21 protein-coding genes and 1 riboswitch are annotated in these 22,019 nt (G+C 39.1%); of the genes, 20 read left to right on the plus strand and 1 reads right to left on the minus strand.

What is annotated here, in order from left to right:
• Nucleotides 1-73: 73 nt before the first annotated feature.
• The 4 genes from H5S10_RS00575 (at nucleotide 74) to pepT (ending at nucleotide 4,150) form a co-directional block, all read left to right on the plus strand.
• Nucleotides 74-1,258 carry an aminotransferase class I/II-fold pyridoxal phosphate-dependent enzyme gene (locus H5S10_RS00575; protein ID WP_182586268.1) on the plus strand — a complete coding sequence of 395 codons (1,185 nt, stop codon included), beginning with the start codon at nucleotides 74-76 and terminating at the stop codon, nucleotides 1,256-1,258.
• A 97-nt stretch (nucleotides 1,259-1,355) separates the two neighbouring features.
• Entirely contained in the window at nucleotides 1,356-2,063 is a 708-nt protein-coding gene (locus H5S10_RS00580; RefSeq protein ID WP_288134654.1) for a tRNA (adenine(22)-N(1))-methyltransferase, read from the plus strand.
• Nucleotides 2,050-2,874: a Nif3-like dinuclear metal center hexameric protein gene (locus H5S10_RS00585; protein WP_182588372.1), complete on the plus strand. Its 825-nt coding sequence runs from the start codon at nucleotides 2,050-2,052 to the stop codon at nucleotides 2,872-2,874. Before H5S10_RS00580 ends, H5S10_RS00585 begins: the two co-directional genes overlap by 14 nt.
• 25 nt (nucleotides 2,875-2,899) lie before the next feature.
• Nucleotides 2,900-4,150 (plus strand): peptidase T, encoded by a 1,251-nt coding sequence (gene pepT, locus H5S10_RS00590; protein WP_182588373.1) that lies wholly within the window; start codon nucleotides 2,900-2,902, stop codon nucleotides 4,148-4,150.
• 41 nt (nucleotides 4,151-4,191) lie between these two features.
• On the opposite strand, the gene H5S10_RS00595 is transcribed toward pepT, so the two are convergent.
• A complete protein-coding gene (locus H5S10_RS00595; protein WP_003674260.1) occupies nucleotides 4,192-4,434 on the minus strand; it encodes a YjzD family protein in 243 nt (80 codons plus the stop codon).
• Nucleotides 4,435-4,516: 82 nt separating this feature from the next.
• On the opposite strand from H5S10_RS00595, the gene dnaE reads away from it, so the two are divergent.
• The 16 genes from dnaE to H5S10_RS00675 all read left to right on the plus strand — a co-directional run bounded on the left by dnaE (nucleotide 4,517) and on the right by H5S10_RS00675 (nucleotide 21,954).
• Nucleotides 4,517-7,864 (plus strand): DNA polymerase III subunit alpha, encoded by a 3,348-nt coding sequence (dnaE, locus tag H5S10_RS00600; protein ID WP_182588374.1) that lies wholly within the window; start codon nucleotides 4,517-4,519, stop codon nucleotides 7,862-7,864.
• Between the two features lie 185 nt (nucleotides 7,865-8,049).
• Nucleotides 8,050-9,471, plus strand: coding sequence for a pyruvate kinase (pyk, locus tag H5S10_RS00605; RefSeq protein ID WP_003665875.1), 1,422 nt, complete (start codon nucleotides 8,050-8,052; stop codon nucleotides 9,469-9,471).
• A 142-nt stretch (nucleotides 9,472-9,613) separates the two neighbouring features.
• A complete protein-coding gene (locus tag H5S10_RS00610) occupies nucleotides 9,614-10,495 on the plus strand; it encodes a CvfB family protein (protein ID WP_182586348.1) in 882 nt (293 codons plus the stop codon).
• Complete coding sequence (locus H5S10_RS00615; protein WP_182586349.1) at nucleotides 10,495-11,388, plus strand: tyrosine-type recombinase/integrase; 894 nt, start codon at nucleotides 10,495-10,497, stop codon at nucleotides 11,386-11,388. Before H5S10_RS00610 ends, H5S10_RS00615 begins: the two co-directional genes overlap by 1 nt.
• 14 nt (nucleotides 11,389-11,402) lie before the next feature.
• Nucleotides 11,403-11,759: a hypothetical protein gene (locus H5S10_RS00620; protein WP_003665878.1), complete on the plus strand. Its 357-nt coding sequence runs from the start codon at nucleotides 11,403-11,405 to the stop codon at nucleotides 11,757-11,759.
• Complete coding sequence (locus H5S10_RS00625; RefSeq protein ID WP_182588375.1) at nucleotides 11,752-12,543, plus strand: segregation and condensation protein A; 792 nt, start codon at nucleotides 11,752-11,754, stop codon at nucleotides 12,541-12,543. The genes H5S10_RS00620 and H5S10_RS00625 overlap by 8 nt, the downstream gene beginning before the upstream one ends.
• Nucleotides 12,506-13,111 (plus strand): SMC-Scp complex subunit ScpB, encoded by a 606-nt coding sequence (gene scpB, locus H5S10_RS00630; RefSeq protein ID WP_182588376.1) that lies wholly within the window; start codon nucleotides 12,506-12,508, stop codon nucleotides 13,109-13,111. The genes H5S10_RS00625 and scpB overlap by 38 nt, the downstream gene beginning before the upstream one ends.
• Nucleotides 13,111-13,824 (plus strand): pseudouridine synthase, encoded by a 714-nt coding sequence (locus tag H5S10_RS00635; RefSeq protein ID WP_182588377.1) that lies wholly within the window; start codon nucleotides 13,111-13,113, stop codon nucleotides 13,822-13,824. Before scpB ends, H5S10_RS00635 begins: the two co-directional genes overlap by 1 nt.
• A gap of 134 nt (nucleotides 13,825-13,958) precedes the next feature.
• Nucleotides 13,959-14,078, plus strand: a riboswitch (FMN riboswitch).
• A 115-nt stretch (nucleotides 14,079-14,193) separates the two neighbouring features.
• Nucleotides 14,194-14,772, plus strand: coding sequence for an ECF transporter S component (locus H5S10_RS00640; RefSeq protein WP_231796054.1), 579 nt, complete (start codon nucleotides 14,194-14,196; stop codon nucleotides 14,770-14,772).
• Nucleotides 14,773-14,872: 100 nt separating this feature from the next.
• The gene (locus H5S10_RS00645) at nucleotides 14,873-15,898 is read left to right on the plus strand and encodes a helix-turn-helix domain-containing protein (RefSeq protein ID WP_182588379.1); all 1,026 of its coding nucleotides are present in this window, start codon (nucleotides 14,873-14,875) and stop codon (nucleotides 15,896-15,898) included.
• On the plus strand, nucleotides 15,888-17,327 hold the full coding sequence (locus H5S10_RS00650) for a RecQ family ATP-dependent DNA helicase (protein WP_182588380.1): 1,440 nt from the start codon (nucleotides 15,888-15,890) through the stop codon (nucleotides 17,325-17,327). Before H5S10_RS00645 ends, H5S10_RS00650 begins: the two co-directional genes overlap by 11 nt.
• 84 nt (nucleotides 17,328-17,411) lie before the next feature.
• A complete protein-coding gene (locus tag H5S10_RS00655; RefSeq protein ID WP_182588381.1) occupies nucleotides 17,412-17,981 on the plus strand; it encodes a LysM domain-containing protein in 570 nt (189 codons plus the stop codon).
• Between the two features lie 73 nt (nucleotides 17,982-18,054).
• Entirely contained in the window at nucleotides 18,055-18,741 is a 687-nt protein-coding gene (gene cmk, locus H5S10_RS00660; protein WP_182588382.1) for a (d)CMP kinase, read from the plus strand.
• A gap of 72 nt (nucleotides 18,742-18,813) precedes the next feature.
• Nucleotides 18,814-20,064 carry a 30S ribosomal protein S1 gene (gene rpsA, locus H5S10_RS00665; protein ID WP_182588383.1) on the plus strand — a complete coding sequence of 417 codons (1,251 nt, stop codon included), beginning with the start codon at nucleotides 18,814-18,816 and terminating at the stop codon, nucleotides 20,062-20,064.
• Between the two features lie 91 nt (nucleotides 20,065-20,155).
• Nucleotides 20,156-21,469 (plus strand): ribosome biogenesis GTPase Der, encoded by a 1,314-nt coding sequence (der, locus tag H5S10_RS00670; protein ID WP_182586359.1) that lies wholly within the window; start codon nucleotides 20,156-20,158, stop codon nucleotides 21,467-21,469.
• Between the two features lie 209 nt (nucleotides 21,470-21,678).
• Nucleotides 21,679-21,954 carry an HU family DNA-binding protein gene (locus tag H5S10_RS00675; protein ID WP_003666054.1) on the plus strand — a complete coding sequence of 92 codons (276 nt, stop codon included), beginning with the start codon at nucleotides 21,679-21,681 and terminating at the stop codon, nucleotides 21,952-21,954.
• Nucleotides 21,955-22,019: the final 65 nt, after the last annotated feature.

Consider the following 22,019-nt stretch of genomic DNA (forward strand, 5'->3'; position numbering starts at 1 on the left):
TATTGTTCGGGTAAAATTTTTATAAAGCGTTTTTTAAATCTATTATAAATAAAAATCGAGGAGAGATCGAACAATGCCAGAGTTATCTGCTGATTTATATGGAACTGTTAGTCACAAGTTAGATGCGTTACAGCCATCAGGTATCCGTGAATTCAACAAAGAAGTTTCAAAGATCCCAGGAATTATTAAATTAACATTAGGAGAACCAGACATGGCAACTCCTGAACACGTTAAGCAAGCAGCCATTAGAAGTATTGAGGAAGATGATTCTCACTATGCTCCTCAAATGGGAAAGCCAGAATTACTTGAAGCAATCAGTGATTATATTCAGAATACTCGTGATGTGCACTATGACCCGCAAACAGAAATAATTGCGACTGTGGGAGCAACTGAGGCCCTCGATGCCACCTTATTTGCAATTCTTAATACTGGAGATAAAGTTGTGGTTCCTACCCCAATTTTCTCCCTGTACTTCCCGTTGATTGAAATGACAGGAGCAACGGTTGTTCAGGTTGATACTTCAGCAGATAATTTTGTTTTAACTCCAGAAAAGCTTGAAGAAGTTCTTGAAGAAGAGGGAAAAGGCGTTAAAGCCGTTATTCTTAACTATCCAAGCAACCCAACTGGTCGTGAATATCCGCAAGAAGTTCTAGCAGGATTAGCGGAAGTAATTAAGAAGCATCATTTATATGCGATTGCTGATGAAATCTATAGCGAACTTGTCTATGGAGTAGAACACTATTCAATTGCTACCATGATTCCAGAGCGGACGATTTTCATCTCTGGACTTTCAAAATCTCACGCAATGACTGGTTACCGTTTAGGATATGTTGCCGCTCCAGCTAAGATCATGGCTAATATTTCAAAGATGCATGCCTTCTTAGTCACAACGGTAACTAATAACGTTCAAGTTGCCGCAGCAGAAGCACTGACGAATGGTTTAGATGATCCATTAGAATTTCGAAAGATTTACCAACATCGCCGTGATCTACTCGTTACCGGTCTTAAGGAATTGGGCTTTGAAATGTTAACTCCTGAGGGGGCATTTTACCTTTTTGCTAAGATTCCAACCCAATTTGGTACTGACGATGTTGCCTTTGCAAAGCAGCTTGCTAAAGAAGCAAAGGTTGGAGTAACACCAGGTAGCGCATTTGGTAAGGGTGGCGACGGCTATGTTCGTTTGTCATATGCTTCCTCTGATGAAAACCTAACAGAAGCTATTAAACGAATTGGTGAATTTTTAGATCATCTTGCGTAAATTAGAAGGAAGTAGGAATAGGACTCCTAAGTGGGTGCTATCTTACTTCCTCTTTTTGTTATAATTAACTTATTAAATAGATAAAGGAATGATTTTTGTGGATGAAAAGCACTTATCAGCACGTCTAGCATGTGTTGCTTCTCTTGTTCCAACAGGTGCGCGGGTTGCCGATATTGGGTCTGACCATGCATATTTACCAGCGGCATTAGTGTTAGATGGTAAGATTGATTTTGCGATTGCTGGAGAAGTAGTAAAAGGTCCTTATGAAAATGCTGTTCATGAAATAAAAGACCACCAATTAGAAGGACGGGTTATCCCGCGTTTGGCAGACGGCTTAGCAGCGATTGAACCGGCAGATAAAGTCGATACAATTACGATTGCTGGAATGGGCGGGAGTTTAATTGCTTCTATTTTAGAGAAGGGTAAGGATAAGTTAACGAGAATTAAGCGGCTTATCCTTCAACCGAATGTAGGGGAAAGTCAATTACGGGAATGGTTAATGAATAATCATTACCAAATAATGACCGAAAAAATAATTGAAGAAGACAATCATATTTATGAGATTATCGTTGCTGAGCCATCAGTTGTCCCATTTAGATACAGTAAGTATGAGCTTGATTTTGGGCCATTTTTATTGGAAAGCAAAGGGCCTGTTTTTAAGAAAAAATGGCAAGAATATCTTCAACGTGAAGCACATGTTATTGATCAGATGCAAAAGGCTCAACAGCCACCAGTAAAAAAGATTAATGAGATAAACCAGTTTTTATCACAAGTAAAGGAAGCGATCGCCGATGACAACCGGTAACCAATTAATTGCGCGTTTTGAAAAATTTGCTAATCCGCAACTAGCAGAAAAATGGGACCATGTTGGCTTGCAAATTGGCAATCCAGATCTCCCAATCACTCGCCTAATGACAACCCTTGATGTTCGCCCAGAAGTGGTTAATGAAGCAATTGAGCGAAATGTTGACTTTATTTTTGCTCATCATCCCATTATGTTTCACCCAGCAAAGAATCTAGATACGCGGGATCCGCAAAATGCAATGTACGCTAAACTTTTGGCGAATAATATTACTGTTTACGCAGCTCATACGAATTTGGATACTGCTAATGGCGGAATGAATGACTGGTTAGCAGATCAACTTCACCTAATCAATACTGTACCTTTAGTACCAGCGGGAAATGATCCAATAAGCGGTAAACCAGTTGGAATGGGGCGTGTTGGTGAGCTGAATGAACCATTAACACCGCAAAAATTTGCAAAATATTGTATGGATGTTTTTGGTATTCGTGGCTTACGGTTGATTGTCAACCCGTTCGATCAAGAGAGAGCGATTAAACGTGTTGCAGTACTTGGTGGTGCTGGTCAAGACTTTTATCAACAAGCTCTTGAAGCTGGAGCAGATGCTTATGTCACCGGGGATGTAAGTTACCACTTTGCGCACGATATGATTGCTAATCACCTTGTTGTTATTGATCCTGGACATCATATTGAAGTGATAGCCGCTCACCAGCTTGCTAACTTAATTACCCAGTGGAAGAATGAAAATAATTGGCAGTTTGAGGTGCTAGATAGTAGAGTTAATACAGAGCCATTTACTTTTATTGCTAAATAGTTTTTAGATAAGGAGGATGCTAATTATGAGTGAGGAAAAATATGAGGGGTTATTACCACGGTTTTTGAAGTATGTTAAAACGGAAACAAGGTCAAATCCAGATTCGAAAGCAATTCCTTCTGACCCTAAAGAAACTGCATTTTTAAATGAATTAAAAGATGAATTGATATCTTTAGGGTTGAGTGATGTTCATATTAATCCACAAAGTTCATATTTGGTCGCCACAATTCCAAGTAATATCGACAAGGATGTGCCAACGGTTGGCTTCATTGCCCATGTCGACACTGCAGATTTTAATGCTCATAATGTTAATCCACAGATTGTCGAAGATTACGATGGCAAGTCAGATATTAAACTTGATAAAGATGGCCAATATGTCTTAACTACTACTGAATTTCCATCATTGAAAAAATATCAGGGCAATACTTTGATTACTACTGATGGGTCTACTTTGCTTGGGGCTGATGACAAGTCAGGAGTAGCGGAGATTGTTACAATGGCTGCTTACCTGATGGCTCATCCTGAAATCAAGCACGGAACAATTAAGATTGGTTTAGGACCTGATGAGGAAATCGGCACTGGAGCTGATTATTTTGATGTTAAAGATTTTGGGGCTGACTTTGCCTATACGGTTGATGGTGGCCCACTTGGTGAATTGGAATATGAAACATTTAATGCAGCTCAGGCTGAAATTGAGATTCAAGGAAAAGATGTTCACACTGGAGTTGCTAAGGGAACCATGATCAATGCTATTCAGGTTGCAATTGACTTGCAAAATAGTTTACCAGCACATGATCGAGCTGAACGAACAGATGGACGGCAAGGATTCTATCACTTATACAAATTTGATGGAACTGTTGATCATGCTTCAATGACTTATTTAATTCGTGATCATGATAAGCAAACGTTTATTGAACGGAAGCATTTACTCGAACGGGTTGTTGCTGGCCTAAATGATGAACTTGGTGCAGACCTCGTAACGATGAATCTTTATGACCAATATTACAACTTAAAAGATGCGCTTAAAGGCCACATGGAAGTTGTTGAAATTGCGAAGAAAGCTATGGAAAATCTGGACATTAAACCTGATATCTATCCAGTTCGTGGTGGAACGGATGGTTCAACAATTTCTTACAAGGGATTACCAACGCCTAATCTTTTTGCCGGTGGAGAGAATATGCACTCTCGGTACGAATATGTATCACTGCAAACAATGGAACGCGCATTGGACACCCTGCTTGAGATTGTGCGGTTGACTGCGGAAGAAGATAAATAAATTAAAAAGGATCGAGCCATTTTGGACTCAATCCTTTTTAATTAATCTTCTTTTTTACTAGGATTTGCATCTGCGGTAATTTTATCCACACAATTGATAACAATTAATCCCATAATTACAGAACACCAGCCGACAAGGGTATAGTCTGGTGTCATCGATTCTAGTTGACTTGTGATGTAAGCTAGGACCTCACCCAGAATAAGTGCCCAAATACCAGCCACAATATTCTTTGATAAAAAGTTCATGTTGGTCATCCCCTTTGAAGTCATACCATATTCTAGCATATTTATTAATATTTTTGAAAGGGCTGGGTTAATTTCTCTATTTAGTCTGATTTGATATAATTTTATTGAGAGGTGAAATGAAGTGGATTTTACGCCCTTAGATGTTAAGAGTAGTTACAGTTTGCTAAAAAGTCCCACCCGGATTACTGACCTAGTTACAACAGCCAAGGAACGAGGGTATAAGGCATTAGCGTTAACAGACGAAAATGTTTTATATGGGGCTGTCGAATTTTATAATGCAGCCAAGAAAGCAGGGCTTAAACCAATTCTCGGTTTGCAGCTGGTAGTTGCATTAAATGAGACGGATGGTACCAAGCTAGATTTGGTATTCCTAGCTAAGAATCAACGAGGGTACCAGCATCTGATGGACCTATCGACGCTTCAGCAAACACGAAAAGATAAAAAAGTATCTTTAACGGTTGCGCAAATTAGTCCATTATTGGATGAGTTATTTATAATTATTCCTCCTCAAAGTACGGTTTTTAGTGTGCTTGCTCAGCCAACATCAATTTTAACAGAGCTTGCTAATCTGGGGGATGATGATAGCGTCTTGTTAGGAATTAATTCGCGATTAGATGACGTTCAAATAGATACCTTGCAGCAATTATCAAAACAGCTATCTTTACCATTAGTAGGAACGTCCCCAGTCGATTATTTAAACGCTAATGATCTTTTTGCTAGTCGTGTTTTACAAGCAATTGATGCTGGAGTTGAGTTAAAAGATCCGACGATAGAAGCGGGGCGAAGAGGACAACATTATCTCCATTCGAAAGAACAAGTTATCCAAGAATATAATGCAAAGGGGCTTAGTGCAGCCGCAAAAAAGACAGTTGAAGTGGCAACACTGTGTAACGTTGAGCTTCAATTTAGGGCCCCGGTCCTTCCTCATTTTAAAAATCAAGCAGGGATATCATCTCAACAATATTTACGTTCTCTATGTATTCAAGGATTGAAAAAAAGGCGAGTTGCACCAGGAAAAACTATTCAACAGTACCAAGAACGTTTAGCGATGGAATTAAAAGTAATTCATGAAATGGGCTTTGATGATTATTTCCTAATTGTATGGGATGTAATGAATTTTGCTCACCAGCAAAAGATTACGACCGACCCTGGACGGGGATCAGCTGCTGGATCATTAGTTGCCTATGCTTTAGCAATTACAGAAGTCGATCCCTTACAATACGACTTACTATTTGAACGTTTTCTGAACCCTGAACGAGCTCAAATGCCAGATATTGATTTAGATATTCCAGATAATCGACGTGATGAAGTTTTGCAATATGTACATCAAAAATATGGTCACCAACGAGTAGCTCAAATTATTACTTTTGGGACGTTAGCTGCTAAACAAGTCGTTCGCGATGTGAGTCGGGTCTTTAACTTACCCCGTTACGATATGCAAAGGTTAATCGATGCTTTGCCGCATGGCCTTCACGTGACACTCAAAGATGCATTAAATGAGTCGCAACAATTAAAAAATCTTCTTGACGATAATCCAAAATTTCGTTTGCTGATTCAAGTCGCACAGCAATTAGAGGGGTTGCCACGCCATTATTCAATTCATGCGGCAGGAATTGTCCTTTCTGAGCAGCCACTACATGAAATTGTGCCGTTACAAGATGGTAGTGATGGCTTGTTAATGACGCAGTTTGCCAAAGATACAGTAGAGGCGCTGGGGCTATTAAAAATGGATTTTTTGGGATTGAAAAACCTTTCAATCATGGATAATACCCTGCAGATGCTTCGGCAAGAAGACCCTAATTTTGATTTACAAAGAATTAACTTTAATGATCCGTTGACTCTCCAACTATTCCAGCGGGGCAAAACTGAAGGGATTTTTCAGTTTGAATCAAGTGGGATTAGAAATGTCTTGGTTAACCTTCACCCAACAAATTTTGAAGATATTGTGGCAGTGAATGCACTTTATCGTCCGGGCCCAATGGAAAATATTCCTCATTTTACCGCCCGTAAAGCTGGAAAAGAGAAAATTACTTATCCTGCCCCTTCCCTTGAAAAAATTCTGGGACCAACTTACGGTATTTTGGTCTATCAAGAGCAGGTAATGCAGCTGGCCTCAGTAATGGCTGGTTTTACCTTAGGAGAGGCGGATCTTTTACGCCGGGCAATGAGTAAGAAGAAAAAGACCACGATGGAAGATATGCGGACAAAATTCATTGCCGGTGCAACAGAACACGACTATTCGCCACAAGTTGCTCACCAGGTATTTGAATATATTGGTCGGTTTGCTAACTATGGTTTCAATCGATCGCATGCGGTTGCTTATTCTATGATGGCATTTGAGATGGCATATTTGAAAGTTCATTATCCTGCAGCTTTCTTTACTGCCCTAATGAATGCAGAAACTAATATTGAGAAATTGAAGCGTCATGTGGGGGATGCAAAGCAATTTGGCGTTAAAATTAGCGGCCCGCGAATTAATATAAGTGAAAGTAGCTTTTTATTACATGATGGAATAGTTTACTTTGGCTTTTCTGCTATTAAAGGAGTACGTCGTGATTTTGTCGCCGCAATTCTTGAAGAACGGCAGGAAAATGGCAAGTTTATAGATCTTCGTAATTTTATTGCCCGTATTCCAGAACGTTGGCAAAAACAAGAATTAATCGAACCGTTAATCTATAGTGGGGCCTTTGATAATATGGGATATAACCGGGCAGAGATGATTAATGCCCTTCCTAAATTAATTTCTGGGATTGAGTTATTTGCCGGTTTTGCTAATTTTGACGATCCAGCGCTTCAAACGGCAATTGATCAACGAAATGAATTTCCTCTATTGACCCGTTTAACTAAGGAGAATGAATACTTAGGAGTGTATCTTTCAGGACACCCGGTTACTCAATATTACCAATTAGGACAGCAGCTTCATGTAACTAAAATTGATGAGTTATATCCGAATTCGGAAGCGACAATAATTGTCCTTACAAATCACGTTAAGACTATTTATACTAAACGTGAACATCGGGAAATGGCCTTTGTTAATGGAACAGATGAGACCGGAGCAGTTGATATTACCGTCTTTCCAAAACAATATCAGCAGTTTAGGGAGCAACTAGAAACAAATAAGATATTGGTTGTCAGAGGCCGTGTAGAGTATCGAGAGGGACGCGGCCTACAACTAGTTGCTAATCAATTGCAGGATGTTAAAAAAGTTCAACAGGATCGCCCTAATCAACGGTGGGTTTTGCGAATCTTACCGCCGTTAGATACTGAGATGGTGCATCGAGAGTTAAATAGTATTTTTAATGAATACCATGGTTCAATTCCTGTCCTGTTATTTTATCCAGCAAACGATAAGAAGATTCTGCTTGAACGGCAACGGTGGTTAAAAAATTCTCAGAAAGTAAAAAAAGCGCTTATCGCAGTTCTTGGCCAAGAAAACGTTGTCTTACAACAGCTAAATAGTAATCATTAAAAGACGTAAAATTAAATAACGGTTAGAGAAAATAACTAATTTTAGAATGATAGCGCTTTTTTAAAACCTTTTGCATAAAAAATAAAGACACGTTATTTGAAAAGTGCTATCATAACAGTGTGCAAATGAGGCATACAATTACAGGTTGTGATTGATGCTATAGATGCAAAAGGAGAGATTCATTTATGAAGAAAACCAAGATTGTAAGTACACTTGGTCCTGCAAGTACTGATGTTGATACGATCGTTAAGTTGATCAATGCGGGAGCTAACATTTTCCGTTTCAACTTCTCACACGGTGACCACCCAGAACACTTGGGTCGAATCGAAAACGTACACAAGGCTGAAGAAATTACTGGCAAGCACGTTGGTCTTATGCTTGATACTAAGGGTGCCGAAATTCGGACTACTGTTCAAAAAGAAGGTAAGATCAACTTTGAAATTGGCGACAAGGTTCGCATTTCAATGGATCCTTCAATTGAAGGTACTCATGACAAGATTGCTGTTACCTACCCAGGCTTATACGATGATACTCATGTTGGTGGCCATGTCCTTTTTGATGATGGTTTAATTGACATGGTTATTGATGAAAAAGACGATGCAAACAAAGAACTTGTATGTCACGTCTTAAACCATGGTGTTCTTGGTTCTCGGAAGGGTGTTAACGCCCCTGGTGTATCAATCAACTTACCAGGTATTACTGAAAAGGACAGTAGCGATATTCGTTTTGGTTTGGAAAACAAGATTAACTACATTGCTGCATCCTTCGTTCGTAAGGCTCAAGATGTTCTTGACATTCGCGAATTACTTAAGGAAAAGAACATGGAAGACGTTCAAATTTTCCCTAAGATTGAATCTCAAGAAGGTATCGACAACTTTGAAGAAATTATTGCTGTTTCTGATGGTTTAATGGTACCTCGTGGTGACATGGGTGTTGAAATTCCTGCTCAAAATGTGCCAATTGTTCAAAAGCACATGATCAAGCGTTGTAACGAATTAGGTAAGCCAGTTATTACTGCTACTCAAATGCTTGACTCAATGCAAGAAAATCCACGTCCAACTCGTGCCGAAGTATCAGACGTTGCTAACGCCGTATTTGATGGTACTGATGCTACTATGCTTTCTGGTGAAAGTGCTAACGGTGACTACCCAGTTGAATCTGTTGCAATGATGAACGATATTGATATCAAGGCTGAAAACCACCTTTGGGAATTCGGTACTGAAAAGTTCGATTGGGATAAGTCTGACGTTACTGAAACTATTGGTTCTGCTGTTGCTAACGCAGCTAAGGACTTAGATATTCACACAATTGTTGCTTACACTGCTTCAGGCTACACTGCTAAGATGATTTCTAAGTACCGTCCTAATGCTGATATCGTTGCATTAACTCCAAACGAACGTGTAGAACGTGGACTTATGATCAACTGGGGTGTTCAACCATACGTTGTTGATGAAATGAAGAACACTGATACAATGTTCGACTTAGCTGCTAAGAAGGCTGTTGAACTTGGCTTTGCTAAGAAGGGCGACAAGATCATCATCGTTGCTGGTGTTCCTTTAGGTGTACCAGGTGCAACTAACATGATGCGTGTTAAGACTATCGACTAATATTTTATAATATTGTCTACAAAAAGATCGGTCATTAGTAACCGGTCTTTTTTTTATACCAATGATAATCATTGATCTTACTAGCAAAATAAGCCTTTACCGTGTAAAATCGATATAGAATAAAAAAGGATAAGTGATAAAAATGAATTCAGCATTAGGAAAAGTTGTTACAGCGGTAATGATTGATGAAAATGATACCGATTATTTTGTTCAACCAGATCGTAATGGACAAACGTATCGATTACCGAAAAATGAAAGTCCCCAAGAATTACATATTGGTGGACAAGTCCGAGGTTTTGTTTACGAGAATGAGGACCATCAACTACAGATGACCTGTGAACATATCCCAACGATCCAGATTGACCATTATGATTATGGTACAGTAGTTAATGTGCGTCGTGATCTAGGAGTTTTTGTTGATATTGGTCTCCCCAATAAGGATATTGTTGTCTCTTTAGATGACTTACCAAGCTTAAAACACTTATGGCCACAACCAGGCGACCGTTTATTAATGGCGCTTCAAGTTGATGATAAGAACCGTTTATGGGGTAAACTAGCGGATGATCAAATCTATCAAACTATTTCAGCAGCTCCAGATAAACGATTGCTCAACCATGATACTTATGCCACAGTTTACCGTCTCAAGATGAGTGGAACCTTTGTGATTACTGATGACTATCGTTTAGGATTTATCCATCCAAGTGAACGAGACCAAGAACCGCGATTAGGTCAACGGGTTAAAGCGCGGGTTATTGGGATTTCATCACATGGTAGTCTTAATCTTTCTCTTAAGCCTCGTGCCTACCAAGCTATTGGTGAAGATGCACAAATGATTTTGACAATGTTAGAACATGATATAAATCATCGCTTGCCATATACTGATAAGACGGACCCATCAATCATCCGTGACGTCTTTGGAATAAGCAAGGGGCAGTTTAAGCGTGCTATTGGCCATTTGCTTAAAGAAAAATTAGTAAAACAAGAAAATGGTCAATTAATTTTAGTAAAAGAGAATCAAGATTAATGAATAATGAAGTGGCTGCGTTTTTAGCTTTTTTGAAAGATGAACGACAATTAAGTGATAATACCTTGATGAGTTATCAACGTGACTTGGAACAAACGGTAACTTATTTAGAAGATCGCGGAATTGCTGATTGGCAACAGGTGGATCACTATTTGCTAATTGACCTTCTTAATAGTCTTCGTCAGCAGGGAAAAGCTAATTCAACAATTAACCGTGTAATTTCAAGTTTACGGCAATTTTATAAATATATGATCCGTCACCGTAACCTAACCATGAATCCAATGGAAATGATTGATCACCAGTATACTTTCAACCAACCACCTGTACCGGTAATTTTAACTGAAAAAGAAATTGAACAACTGCTGGCAGTTCCTGATGTTTCAACCCCAATTGGTCTTCGCGATCGAGCGTTATTAGAGATTATGGATGCAACGGGAATGAGGGTTAGTGAAGTAATTGCCTTAGATCTGACAGCACTTCATCTCGACGTTAAGCTTTTACAACTAACAGGAAAGAATGAACGCGAACGGATGATTCCCTTAAGTCAACCAGCAGTTAAATGGCTTACCGACTACCTAGGTCATGGTCGACCACGTTTGCTCAGAGATGATCACGAAACGCGGGTGTTCTTAAATGCCCATGGTTATCCTTTAACGCGGCAAGGAATTTGGAAAAAAATGAAAGAGTGGGTTGGTGAGGCTAAAATCAAAAAAGAGGTTACTCCACAAACCATGCGTTATTCTTTTGCTGTTCATTTAATAGAAAATGGCGCCGATGTTCAATTAATTCAAGAAATTCTTGGCTATAACGCGATGAAGGCTCTCCAACCATATTTACAGGTATCGCCGCAACAGTTATCTGCTAACTATATGAAATATCATCCTCGCGCATAGAAAGGAAAAATACGATGTTAGTTCGTTATCGAAAAGATTACCAAAAAATCGCCCTTGGTTTATTATCCTTAGTAAAAGACCTTCGAAAAGATAATCGCTTTATGGAAGAGATGGACTGGGCACTTGCTAATGATTGGCCAATCTTTTTGTGGAAAGACATGGATGATAGCCACTTTATTGGAATTGTGATTCTAGAAATAGGGGATTGTTACGTGCTGGTTCGTCGCTTATCGTTTACGCCAAGCGAACGATCTGGACATAATATTTTTTCTTTATTAGATGGCGTTCACGACCAATATCCCCATAAACGCCTTATGGGAACCTTAGCAACCCAACCAATAATTAGCATGTGGGAGAGAAATAATGAATAAGCAAGTGCAAGCACAAAATCCATTTCAGCCAGTTATAAAGGTTCACGACTTTGAAGGGCCACTAGATTTATTGCTTCATTTAATAAAGCAATCTGAAATGGACATTTATGATATTCAGATTTCACAAATAACTAGCCAATACCTAGACTACCTTCACCAGATGCAAAGTCACCAGTTAGAAGTGGCGGGTGAATATTTTGTGATGGCTGCCACTCTGATGGACATTAAAAGCCAAATGCTATTACCTTCGCCGCCAATATTGGATGATGAGTTAGAAGTAGAAGAGATTGATCCCCGACAAGAATTGGTGGAACAGCTTTTGGAATACCAGCGTTATAAAAAAGCGGCAGACCGGTTAAAAGATAAAGAAAATCTACGACAACAGGAGTATACGCGGCCAGCAATGCAAGTTCCGCGTGAAATGGTGAAATCTCATGTGGAGCCAGGCATCGAGATAACGGATTTGCAAGAAGCCTTTGCAACAGTTCTTCGCCGCCACCAATTAGCTACTCCATTAGTTGAAACCGTTGCAGCTGAAAAAGTAAGCGTTGGCCAACAAATGAAGCACGTGATTGAAATTCTTCATGATGGGCCGGTTAGGTTTGAAGACTTGTTTGAAGATTTACATACTCGCGATGGCTTAGTTACAACTTTTTTAGCAATTCTTGAACTAGCAAAGCATCAAGCAATTGTTATTAACCAAGGTGACTTGTTTGAACCAATAATTTTAGCGGAGGGACCTAAGAGTGACGAATACAAAACTAACCAACCAAGCGCAGATTGAAGGATTACTTTTTATTAGTGGGGATGAAGGAATTACCCTGGGTGATTTAGCGAAAATTTCTGGTTTTATGAAGCCAGCTGTTCTAGCAATATTACAAGATCTAAAAAAGAAGTATGAAGATGATCCCGCGTCTGCTTTTATCTTACTCGAAAGTGATCAGACTTATCGTTTGGCAACCAAACCCCAGTTAGCAGAGGTCATTAAACATTATTTTGAAGTCCCATTAACGGTGCCATTGACTAAAGCATTACTGGAAGTGTTGGCCATTGTTGCTTATCGACAACCAATTACGCGACTAGAAATTGACGATATTCGGGGAGTGCAAAGTTCAGGATCATTACAAAAATTAATGGTTCGTGGTTTAGTTGACACTCATGGACGCTTGGATGCACCTGGCCGTCCATTTTTATATTCAACAACCCCGGCTTTTTTAAATTATTTTGGGTTAAGCGATTTAGATGAACTTCCACCGTTACCTGATCAAGATGAATTAGAAATGAGCAATATTAATGGAGATATTTTCCTCGAAGCATTGCAAGCGCGAGAAGAACGAAAGGACGATAATTAATGGAACGATTACAAAAGGCAATGGCAGAAGCAGGAGTAGCTTCGCGTCGGGCATCGGAAAAACTTATCCTTCAGGGAAAAGTTGCAGTTAATGGCAAGATTGTGACTGAACTTGGCACTAAAGTTGGCGTTCACGATGAAATTGTAGTAAATGGCGTTCCAATTCATCATGAACAACACGTTTACTACTTACTAAATAAACCGCGGGGAGTTATCTCAAGTGCTCATGATGATAAGGGACGGCGAACAGTCGTTGATATTATTCATGATGCTGATATTGATGAACGCATTTATCCAGTTGGCCGCTTAGACTATGACACAACAGGAATTCTTCTCCTAACAAATGATGGCGCTTTAGCAAATAAACTGATGCACCCTAAATATGAAGTTGAAAAAACTTACATTGCTAAGGTTGAAGGGATCGTCAAAAATGATGAATTGAAACAATTGCGTTTAGGGGTAGTTATTGATGGGCGAAAGACAAAGCCGGCTAAATCGAAACTCTTGAATGTTGACCGTGCCAAGAAGACAAGTCTTGTTCAATTAACAATTCATGAGGGACGAAACCACCAAGTTAAGAATATGTTTAAAGCAGTGGGACATCCAGTGACTAAACTTCATCGTGAAACATATGGGCCATTGAATTTATATGGCCTTCAACCAGGGGAATTTCGTGCATTAAAGCCTGAAGAAGTGCAGTTGCTAAAGAAGTAAAATTGAACTTGTGAAATAATCCGAAGGGCAAAAAATTATTCAATTTTACGAAAGGACACGGCAAAAGAGCCAAGCTATAAACGTTGACATGACGGCAAAAGCCTATTAGAATAGGATTTGTAAAAATATAAAACGTTTGTCTTCAAGGCGCGGTGAAATTCCCGACCGGCGGTGACAGCCCGCAACCCATTGTTATTGGTTGATCTGGTGTAATTCCAGAGCCGACAGTATAGTCTGGTATAAAGAAGATTTCTGTATTAAATAATCTTTAAATAGTTTATTTGCGTTGCTGACAAACAAATCGTAAGTCAGCAACGCTTTTTATACAGGATGCCAAATGGAGGCAATCTCAGATGGAGGTTGTTATTAATGACAGTAACGCATCAACGTATTCAACGATTGGTAGGTATAGCATGTTTGGGTGCTCTAGCATTTATTTTAATGTTTTTTGAGTTTCCAGTTTTGCCGATGGCTCCCTACCTAAAACTGGACTTTTCTGATGTCCCCGTTTTACTAGGGGGCTATATCTATGGGCCAGTTGGCGGAATTGTTATCGCAGCAATTAAATGCTTAATTCACGGAATGATTCACGGTTTTTCTCCAGCTGAATTAATTGGGGTTGCCAGTGATTTTATTTCATCGCTTGCTCTTCTGCTTCCATTCTGCTGGGTATGGCGTCATCATAACTGGAGTAAGAAAAAACAAGCTATTACCGGAATTGTTTTAGGAACAGTAACTTTGACTATCTTAATGTCTCTGCTTAATTTGTGGATCCTTACGCCTTTATATATGGCAGTTTGGAACTGGAAGTCGACATTACCAGTATCCCAACTAGTGGCGATTGGTGTGTTGCCCTTTAACCTTATTAAGGGTTTGGTTGTTACGATTGTATATGTAATTATTGCGGGTCGGCTACGTCCATGGCTAGATCAGCATAGAATGATTTAAAAAGATGAATTGAGAGGCTGAGATTTTTCTTGGCCTTTTATTTTTTATGGTAGAATTTTTAAATAAATTACGTATATAAATAGATAGGGAGGTGAAATGGGTGAATAAATTATTGCGCTTTTTTAGTTATCACCAGCCACGGCGAATTCGTGTAATTGAAAACACTCTTCGAAGTCGGCGTACAGTCGCAACCCTCTTTTGGGCTCGACAATATGGAATCTTAGAGTGGTTAGGGGCGGATCGAGCATTGAATCGTCAAGAATATGATCAGCTTATTAATCAACTTGTTGATGATAAATTATTAGTGATTGATGATCAATCCCAAGCAAGTCTTACAGAAGAAGGCGCGAAAGTCTTAAAAAACGAAGAAGAGAGTTTTTACATCCCATCTTTTTATGACTGGTACTGGTTAGCTAATACCCAACGAGTAATTCAACGGCTTTTTTTGGCTATTCAAGTTGTATCAGAATTCTCTTATCATCAAAGAAAATATGTTCCATTGGCAATTCCATATGGTGAAATGATTGCTGTGAAGCAGTGGTTTCGACAAAATTATCATCACGATCTGGTTAAAAGTCTCTATAATGACCTCCATCGGTTTGGCAGCGCTTTAGAAAGCGAAGACCCACGAATGACAACTGACCTTTTTAATGTCATGATTGGTTATCAGCGATCAGGATGGACGATTAATCAAGCAGCCCAAGAATTGCAAATAAAAATCAATGATATCCAATACTTACGTCATGATGAGATGTTAGCAATTAGCGCTTATGCTCGTAATTTCCCTGGCCCACTGCAACAATTGCTTCTTCCATTGATCAATGAGAGTCCACTAAACCGGAGTGCCCAAGTAACATTTGATTTGTATACCCAAGGGAAACCAATGAAATTGATTGCTCAAGAGCGACGTTTAAAAGAAAATACGATTAAGGAACATCTCTTAGAAGCAGCAATCCTTATTCCTGATAAGCTAGATTGGGATATCCTTTTGCCAGGAAGTAAGCGTGATGAACTTAGTCAATTCTATAAGGGAGAACCGACAGCGTGGAAATTTGACGAGCAAATTGCTAGTTTTTATGAATATCGCCTATATCAAATATTTCAAGGAATAACAAATGAAAAATAAGCAAGAAATTCTAGATGTTTTACAAAGTCATTTCGGCTTTGATGATTTTCGTCCAGGCCAAGAAGAGACAATTAATGCCTTACTGGAAGGAAAAGACACTTTATCGATTCTTCCTACTGGCGCCGGAAAATCGCTTTTGTATCAATTGCCAGCTTATTTATTATCAGGAACGATTCTCATTGTTTCGCCGCTGATTTCACTAATGCAGGATCAGGTTGACCGTCTTCATCGGCAGGGTGAAAAACGAGTCATTATGTTAAGTGGCCAGCTTGTTGGAAAAGAGCGTGCAAGTGTTCTCCGCAATTTGAAATCATTTAAATTTGTATTTACTTCTCCGGAAATGCTTGATAACCAGCAAGTTTTAACTGCACTTAAGAAAAATAAGGTTGCGTTAATGGTTATTGACGAGGCTCATTGTATCTCACAGTGGGGTCCTGATTTTCGTCCTGAATATTTATTGCTAAAGGAAGTACGGCAACAATTAGGATCGCCGACAACATTGCTGTTGACGGCAACTGCTACTCCTCGTATTCGGCAGGATATTTTGAAAAAAATGGGGATGGCGACCGCTTATCAGGTAATTAAATCCGTTGACCGTCCTAACATTTTTTTGGCTGGTCAGTCTGTAGCTACGCAAAAGGAAAAAGATGGTGAACTACTGAAACTGATTCAAAAATTTACTGGTCCTGGGATTATTTACTTTGCAAGTCGCAAGCTGGCTTCTCAGATGGCAGAATGGCTTGAAAATCAAACTGACTTAAATGTAGCAGCTTACCATGCTGGCGTTGCGCCGATTGAACGATTTCGGATTCAAAATCAATTTATGAATAATGAATTACAGGTAATTTGTGCAACAAGCGCCTTTGGGATGGGGATTGATAAAAATGATATTCGTTACGTCATTCATTATCATTTGCCGAGTAATTTAGAAAATTATTTACAGGAAATTGGTCGGGCTGGTCGTGATGGTAAGCAGAGTTTGGCAGTTCTTCTATATGCAAATGGCGATGAAATGATTCAACGACAATTAACAAGCGTTGATGTTCCACCCGTTACAATCCTAGAGCAGATTAAGAATGGCAAGTTGTCAGCAAATATTTTGGGAGAGCAAGCATCTTTATTTGAATTTTATCTTGAACATTCTTTTACACCTCAGCAAATAATTGCGATGTTTGAGCGACGTAAAATTCAAACAGAAAAAGAATTACAAGAAATGGTTGCTTATATCAAAGAGGACGGTTGCAAACGAAAATATCTTTTAACATACTTTGGCGAGCAATTTGATGGTCCAAATGAGTTCTGTTGTGATAATGAGCTTTCAAATTGGTCAACTAAACTTGTTTTGCCGATTAGTCAGCCGATTCCTGAAAACAACAAAATGGGATGGGAAAACCGCTTAAAAGCCCTATTAAATATTACCGAAAATTAAAGTTTAGCGTTGTTGCTAGACAATCGTCAAAAGTTTGCGATACAATCAGAATGTTAATTCTCAAAATAAGGAGGCATGATTACTTTGAGTGAGGAACGGAAAGAGAGCCGACGAGCTAATGATGAATTATGGGATAAAAAGTTTACAGATAACGAAGACCTTGATAGTGACGGCCATTTATCACGAACGGAACACCGTAAGCAACGATCACATAATTCAATGATTACTACGATCTTAATCGTGTTAATTATCGTTCTCGCCGCTACACCACTTATTTATTGGATTAATAATAAACAGTCCTTTAATCATCCGGCGAGAACCGAACAAGTAGCTACTAGTTCTGAAAATAGTAAAAAAAAAGAATCTCACAGTTCGAGTACCTCTAGTGAGCATTCAAAGAAAGAATCTAGTGTAAGCAGTAGTGAATCCTCTTCAAGTATTGAGGAATCAAGTTCGACGCAAACTAGCCAAAGTTATAGTGCTCCACAAAGCAGTAGTAGCTATTATCGGTATAGTAGTAGTTATCGTTACGGTAATGGGTATCAAAACCGGACTACTTCTAATCGTTATAGTAGTTATCAGCAACGTTATAACAATAACCAGACCTATAATCGCTACAATAATAATACAGAAAATACAAACCGTTATCGTTAAAAATAGAGCATTAGCAGCAATTTTCTGATAAAGTAGTGTATTGGATTGAAGATAGAGGAGTGAATAACTAATAATGTGTAAGGGATTGCAAGTAGCAATTGATGGTCCGGCCTCAGCAGGAAAGAGTACGGTCGCCAAATTAGTAGCAAAGAAGTTTAATTATGTCTATTGTGATACTGGTGCAATGTACCGAGCAGTTACATTAGAAGTGTTAAATAAGGGCATTGATCCTAAAGATGATAGAAGGGTTGCTGAAATTGCTCGGCAAATAAAAATAGATTTTGAACCGGGGGAAACTGAACAACGAGTTTTTTTAAATGGCAAAGAAGTTACTCATGATATTCGGTTGCCGAAAGTAGCCGCAAATGTATCTGCTGTGGCGGCAGTTCCGGCTGTTCGCGAAGAGATGACTAAGCAACAGCGACAAATTGCTAAAAATGGTGGAATCGTGATGGATGGACGGGATATTGGTACGACTGTTTTACCTCAAGCACCAGTAAAAATATTTATGGTAGCGAGTGCCTATGAACGGGCGCGACGTCGATATGTTGAAAATCAGGCAAAGGGAATTAATACCACGTCGCTTGAAGAATTACAAAAGGCAATTGAATTAAGGGATAAAAAAGACTCAACACGAAAAGTTTCACCTCTTACACAAGCACCTGATGCAATCAAATTGGATACAACAAATATGACAATTGATGAAGTTGTGAGTGAAATCAGTAAAATAATTAAAAAAACACAAGATGAATTAGCCTAAATACTGGAAATGTGAAACAAATTTTAGTAAAATATCTTTTAGAGTTGATTGTTGCAAGGAGGATTTTTTTTAATGGCTGAAAACAACGAAAATAAAAACGATATGTTAGAAGCGCTTGATAGCATTGAACAAGTTAAGGTGGGCGATGTTGTCAAGGGTGAAGTTTTGGCAATCGATGACGATCGTCAAGCTATCGTTGGTATTAAAGATGCAGGGGTTGAAGGTGTCGTCCCTGCTAAGGAATTATCAACCAAGCCAGTTGAAGACATCAATGATGCTGTAAAAGTAGGTGACGAATTAGACTTAGTTGTCATTTCTAAGATCGGTAACGATAAGGAAAATGGTAGCTATCTTCTTTCTCACCGTCGTCTTGAAGCCCGTAAGGTATGGGATGACATTCAAAAGAAATTTGATGAAGGTGAACACATTACCGCCAAAGTCACTCAAGCTGTTAAGGGTGGATTAGTCGTTGATGCTGGAGTTCGTGGCTTCGTCCCTGCTTCAATGATTGCTGATCACTATGTTGAAGACCTTAATCAATTTAAGGGTCAAGAACTTGAATTCAAGATTGTTGAAATTGAACCAAGCGAAAACCGTTTGATTCTTTCACACAAAGAAATCATTCAAGCTCAACACGAAAAGGCTGCTGAAAAGGTATTTGCTGAATTACAACCAGGCGATGTTGTTGAAGGTAAAGTTGCACGGATGACTAACTTCGGTGCATTTATTGACCTTGGCGGCGTTGATGGATTGGTTCACGTTTCTGAAATTTCATACGATCACGTTGACAAGCCTTCTGATGTATTGACAGCTGGTCAAGATGTTAAGGTTAAGGTATTAAGCGTTGATCCTGAACGTGAACGGATTTCATTATCCATTAAGCAAACTTTACCAGGACCATGGGATGATATTGAAGAAAAGGCTCCAGTAGACAGCGTATTAACTGGTACTGTTAAGCGCTTGACTAGCTTTGGTGCTTTCGTTGAAGTATTCCCTGGTGTTGAAGGTTTAGTTCACATTTCACAAATCTCACACAAGCACATTGCTACACCTGCAGATGTTCTTAAGCCAGGTCAAGAAGTACAAGTTAAGGTAATCAATGTTGATCCTGAACACCAACGTCTTGGCTTATCAATGAAGGCTCTTGAAGAACGTCCAAAGGAAGACGAAAACAACAATAACAACGGTGAAAACTACCGTGGTCGTCGTCGTTCACGTCGTAACAATAACAACCGGAGCTTCATGAACAACGCTCCAGAAGAAGAAAGTGGCTTCTCAATGGGTGACTTAATTGGTGACAAGCTTAAGGACCTACGGAACTAGTTTCTTAAATTAATTATCTTTTAAGGGGGAAGTGACATGATTGTTACTTCCTCTTTAATCATTTAAAATAAAATGAAAGAAGGTGGAAAGATTGGCAAATCCAATCGTAGCAGTTGTTGGTCGTCCGAACGTTGGAAAATCAACATTATTCAATCGTATTGCAGGAGAACGGATTTCAATTGTTGAAGATACTCCTGGTGTTACTCGAGATCGTATTTATGCTCATGCTGAATGGTTAGGAAAACATTTTAGCATGATTGATACTGGTGGAATTGAAATATCAGATCAACCATTATTAACACAGATCCGTCAACAAGCAGAAATTGCTATTGATGAAGCAGATGTAATAATCTTTGTTGCCGATGTAGAAAACGGAGTGACTGATGCTGATGAGCAAGTAGCACGAATTTTATATCGCTCTAATAAACCAGTGGTCTTAGCTGTTAATAAAGTTGATAATCCAGAACGACGTAGTGATATTTATGATTATTATTCCCTTGGTTTAGGTGAACCTTATGCAGTTTCAAGTGTTCACGGGATCGGAATGGGTGACCTTTTGGATGCTGTTATTAAAGAGTTTCCTGATAACGCCGCTAATGATGAAGACGACTCCATTCACTTTAGCTTTATCGGTCGCCCTAATGTCGGAAAATCATCACTAGTTAACGCAATTTTAGGTGAGAACCGGGTAATTGTATCTAACGTTGCCGGAACTACCCGTGATGCCATTAATACTCAATTTGAAACAGCAGATGGACAAAAATTTACAATGGTTGATACTGCTGGAATTCGCAAAAAGGGGAAAATTTATGAGAACACTGAGCGTTATTCATTAATGCGTTCCATGCGGGCAATTGATGATAGTGATGTTGTCCTTGTTGTCCTGAATGCAGAAGAAGGTATTCGCGAATTAGATAAGCATATTGCTGGATATGCCCACGAAGCGGGATGTGGGGTTATTATTGTTGTTAATAAGTGGGATACATTAAAAGAAAAAGACCACCGAACGATGACAGACTTCACTAATTTGATTCGGCAAGAATTCCAATACCTCAGTTATGCACCAATTGTTTTCGTTTCAGCAAAGACAAAGCAACGATTAAATCAATTACCTGGATTAATCGAAGAAGTATATCAACATCATCGTCAACGGATTCAATCGGCCGTCTTGAACGATGTTTTAATGGATGCAATTGCTGCAAATCCGACTCCAACACAAAATGGTCGGCGTTTACGAGTATACTATGGAACACAGGTTGCAACCGAACCACCAACATTTGTTATCTTTGTCAATGATCCGGAGTTAATGCACTTTTCTTATGAGCGTTATTTGGAAAATCAAATTCGGAAAGCCTTTGACTTTTCTGGTACACCTATCCATTTAATCAAGCGTCAACGGCAGTAAAAGTTAAAGAATTCATTGTAAAATGAAAAAACATTAAAAATGCGGATAGAAGTTGAGAAAACCGCTTGTCAGCAGGCTTTCACTATGCTAATCTTAACAATGAAATGATACGAACTTCTCGTAGTTATTTCGTTAATTTTGGACCACTCAAAATTAACATTCACAGACGTGAGTTTAACACTCTCGTTATTTGTGGGAGGTGAAACAACATGGCAAACAAAGCAGAATTAGTAAGCAATGTTGCTACTGCAACTGGCTTAACCAAGAAGGATGCTACTGCAGCTGTAGATGCTGTTTTCAGTTCAATTCAAGCATCTTTAGCTAAGGGTGAAAAGGTTCAATTGATCGGCTTCGGTAACTTCGAAGTACGTCAACGTGCTGCACGTAAGGGCCGCAACCCACAAACTGGAGAAGAAATCAACATTCCTGCAAGCAAGGTACCAGCATTCAAGCCTGGTAAAGCTTTAAAGGACGCTGTTAAGTAATTAACAGTTAAATGTTAAAAAGAGACTAGGAAAGAATTTATTCTTTCCAGTCTCTTTTCTTTTTA

This window comes from Limosilactobacillus balticus, from assembly GCF_014145615.1.
GTDB classification, from domain to species: Bacteria; Bacillota; Bacilli; order Lactobacillales; family Lactobacillaceae; genus Limosilactobacillus; species Limosilactobacillus balticus.

Excerpts from the sequence above, each read along its gene's own strand:
- H5S10_RS00610 (WP_182586348.1), top strand. The coding sequence starts at position 9,614 with ATGAATTCAGCATTAGGAAAAGTTGTTACAGCGGTAATGATTGATGAA.
- H5S10_RS00575 (WP_182586268.1), top strand. The coding sequence starts at position 74 with ATGCCAGAGTTATCTGCTGATTTATATGGAACTGTTAGTCACAAGTTA.
- H5S10_RS00640 (WP_231796054.1), top strand. The coding sequence starts at position 14,194 with ATGACAGTAACGCATCAACGTATTCAACGATTGGTAGGTATAGCATGT.
- pepT (WP_182588373.1), top strand. The coding sequence starts at position 2,900 with ATGAGTGAGGAAAAATATGAGGGGTTATTACCACGGTTTTTGAAGTAT.
- H5S10_RS00595 (WP_003674260.1), bottom strand. The coding sequence starts at position 4,434 with ATGCTAGAATATGGTATGACTTCAAAGGGGATGACCAACATGAACTTT.
- pyk (WP_003665875.1), top strand. The coding sequence starts at position 8,050 with ATGAAGAAAACCAAGATTGTAAGTACACTTGGTCCTGCAAGTACTGAT.
- H5S10_RS00675 (WP_003666054.1), top strand. The coding sequence starts at position 21,679 with ATGGCAAACAAAGCAGAATTAGTAAGCAATGTTGCTACTGCAACTGGC.
- H5S10_RS00625 (WP_182588375.1), top strand. The coding sequence starts at position 11,752 with ATGAATAAGCAAGTGCAAGCACAAAATCCATTTCAGCCAGTTATAAAG.
- H5S10_RS00620 (WP_003665878.1), top strand. The coding sequence starts at position 11,403 with ATGTTAGTTCGTTATCGAAAAGATTACCAAAAAATCGCCCTTGGTTTA.
- rpsA (WP_182588383.1), top strand. The coding sequence starts at position 18,814 with ATGGCTGAAAACAACGAAAATAAAAACGATATGTTAGAAGCGCTTGAT.
- H5S10_RS00615 (WP_182586349.1), top strand. The coding sequence starts at position 10,495 with ATGAATAATGAAGTGGCTGCGTTTTTAGCTTTTTTGAAAGATGAACGA.
- H5S10_RS00650 (WP_182588380.1), top strand. The coding sequence starts at position 15,888 with ATGAAAAATAAGCAAGAAATTCTAGATGTTTTACAAAGTCATTTCGGC.
- cmk (WP_182588382.1), top strand. The coding sequence starts at position 18,055 with ATGTGTAAGGGATTGCAAGTAGCAATTGATGGTCCGGCCTCAGCAGGA.
- H5S10_RS00635 (WP_182588377.1), top strand. The coding sequence starts at position 13,111 with ATGGAACGATTACAAAAGGCAATGGCAGAAGCAGGAGTAGCTTCGCGT.
- H5S10_RS00585 (WP_182588372.1), top strand. The coding sequence starts at position 2,050 with ATGACAACCGGTAACCAATTAATTGCGCGTTTTGAAAAATTTGCTAAT.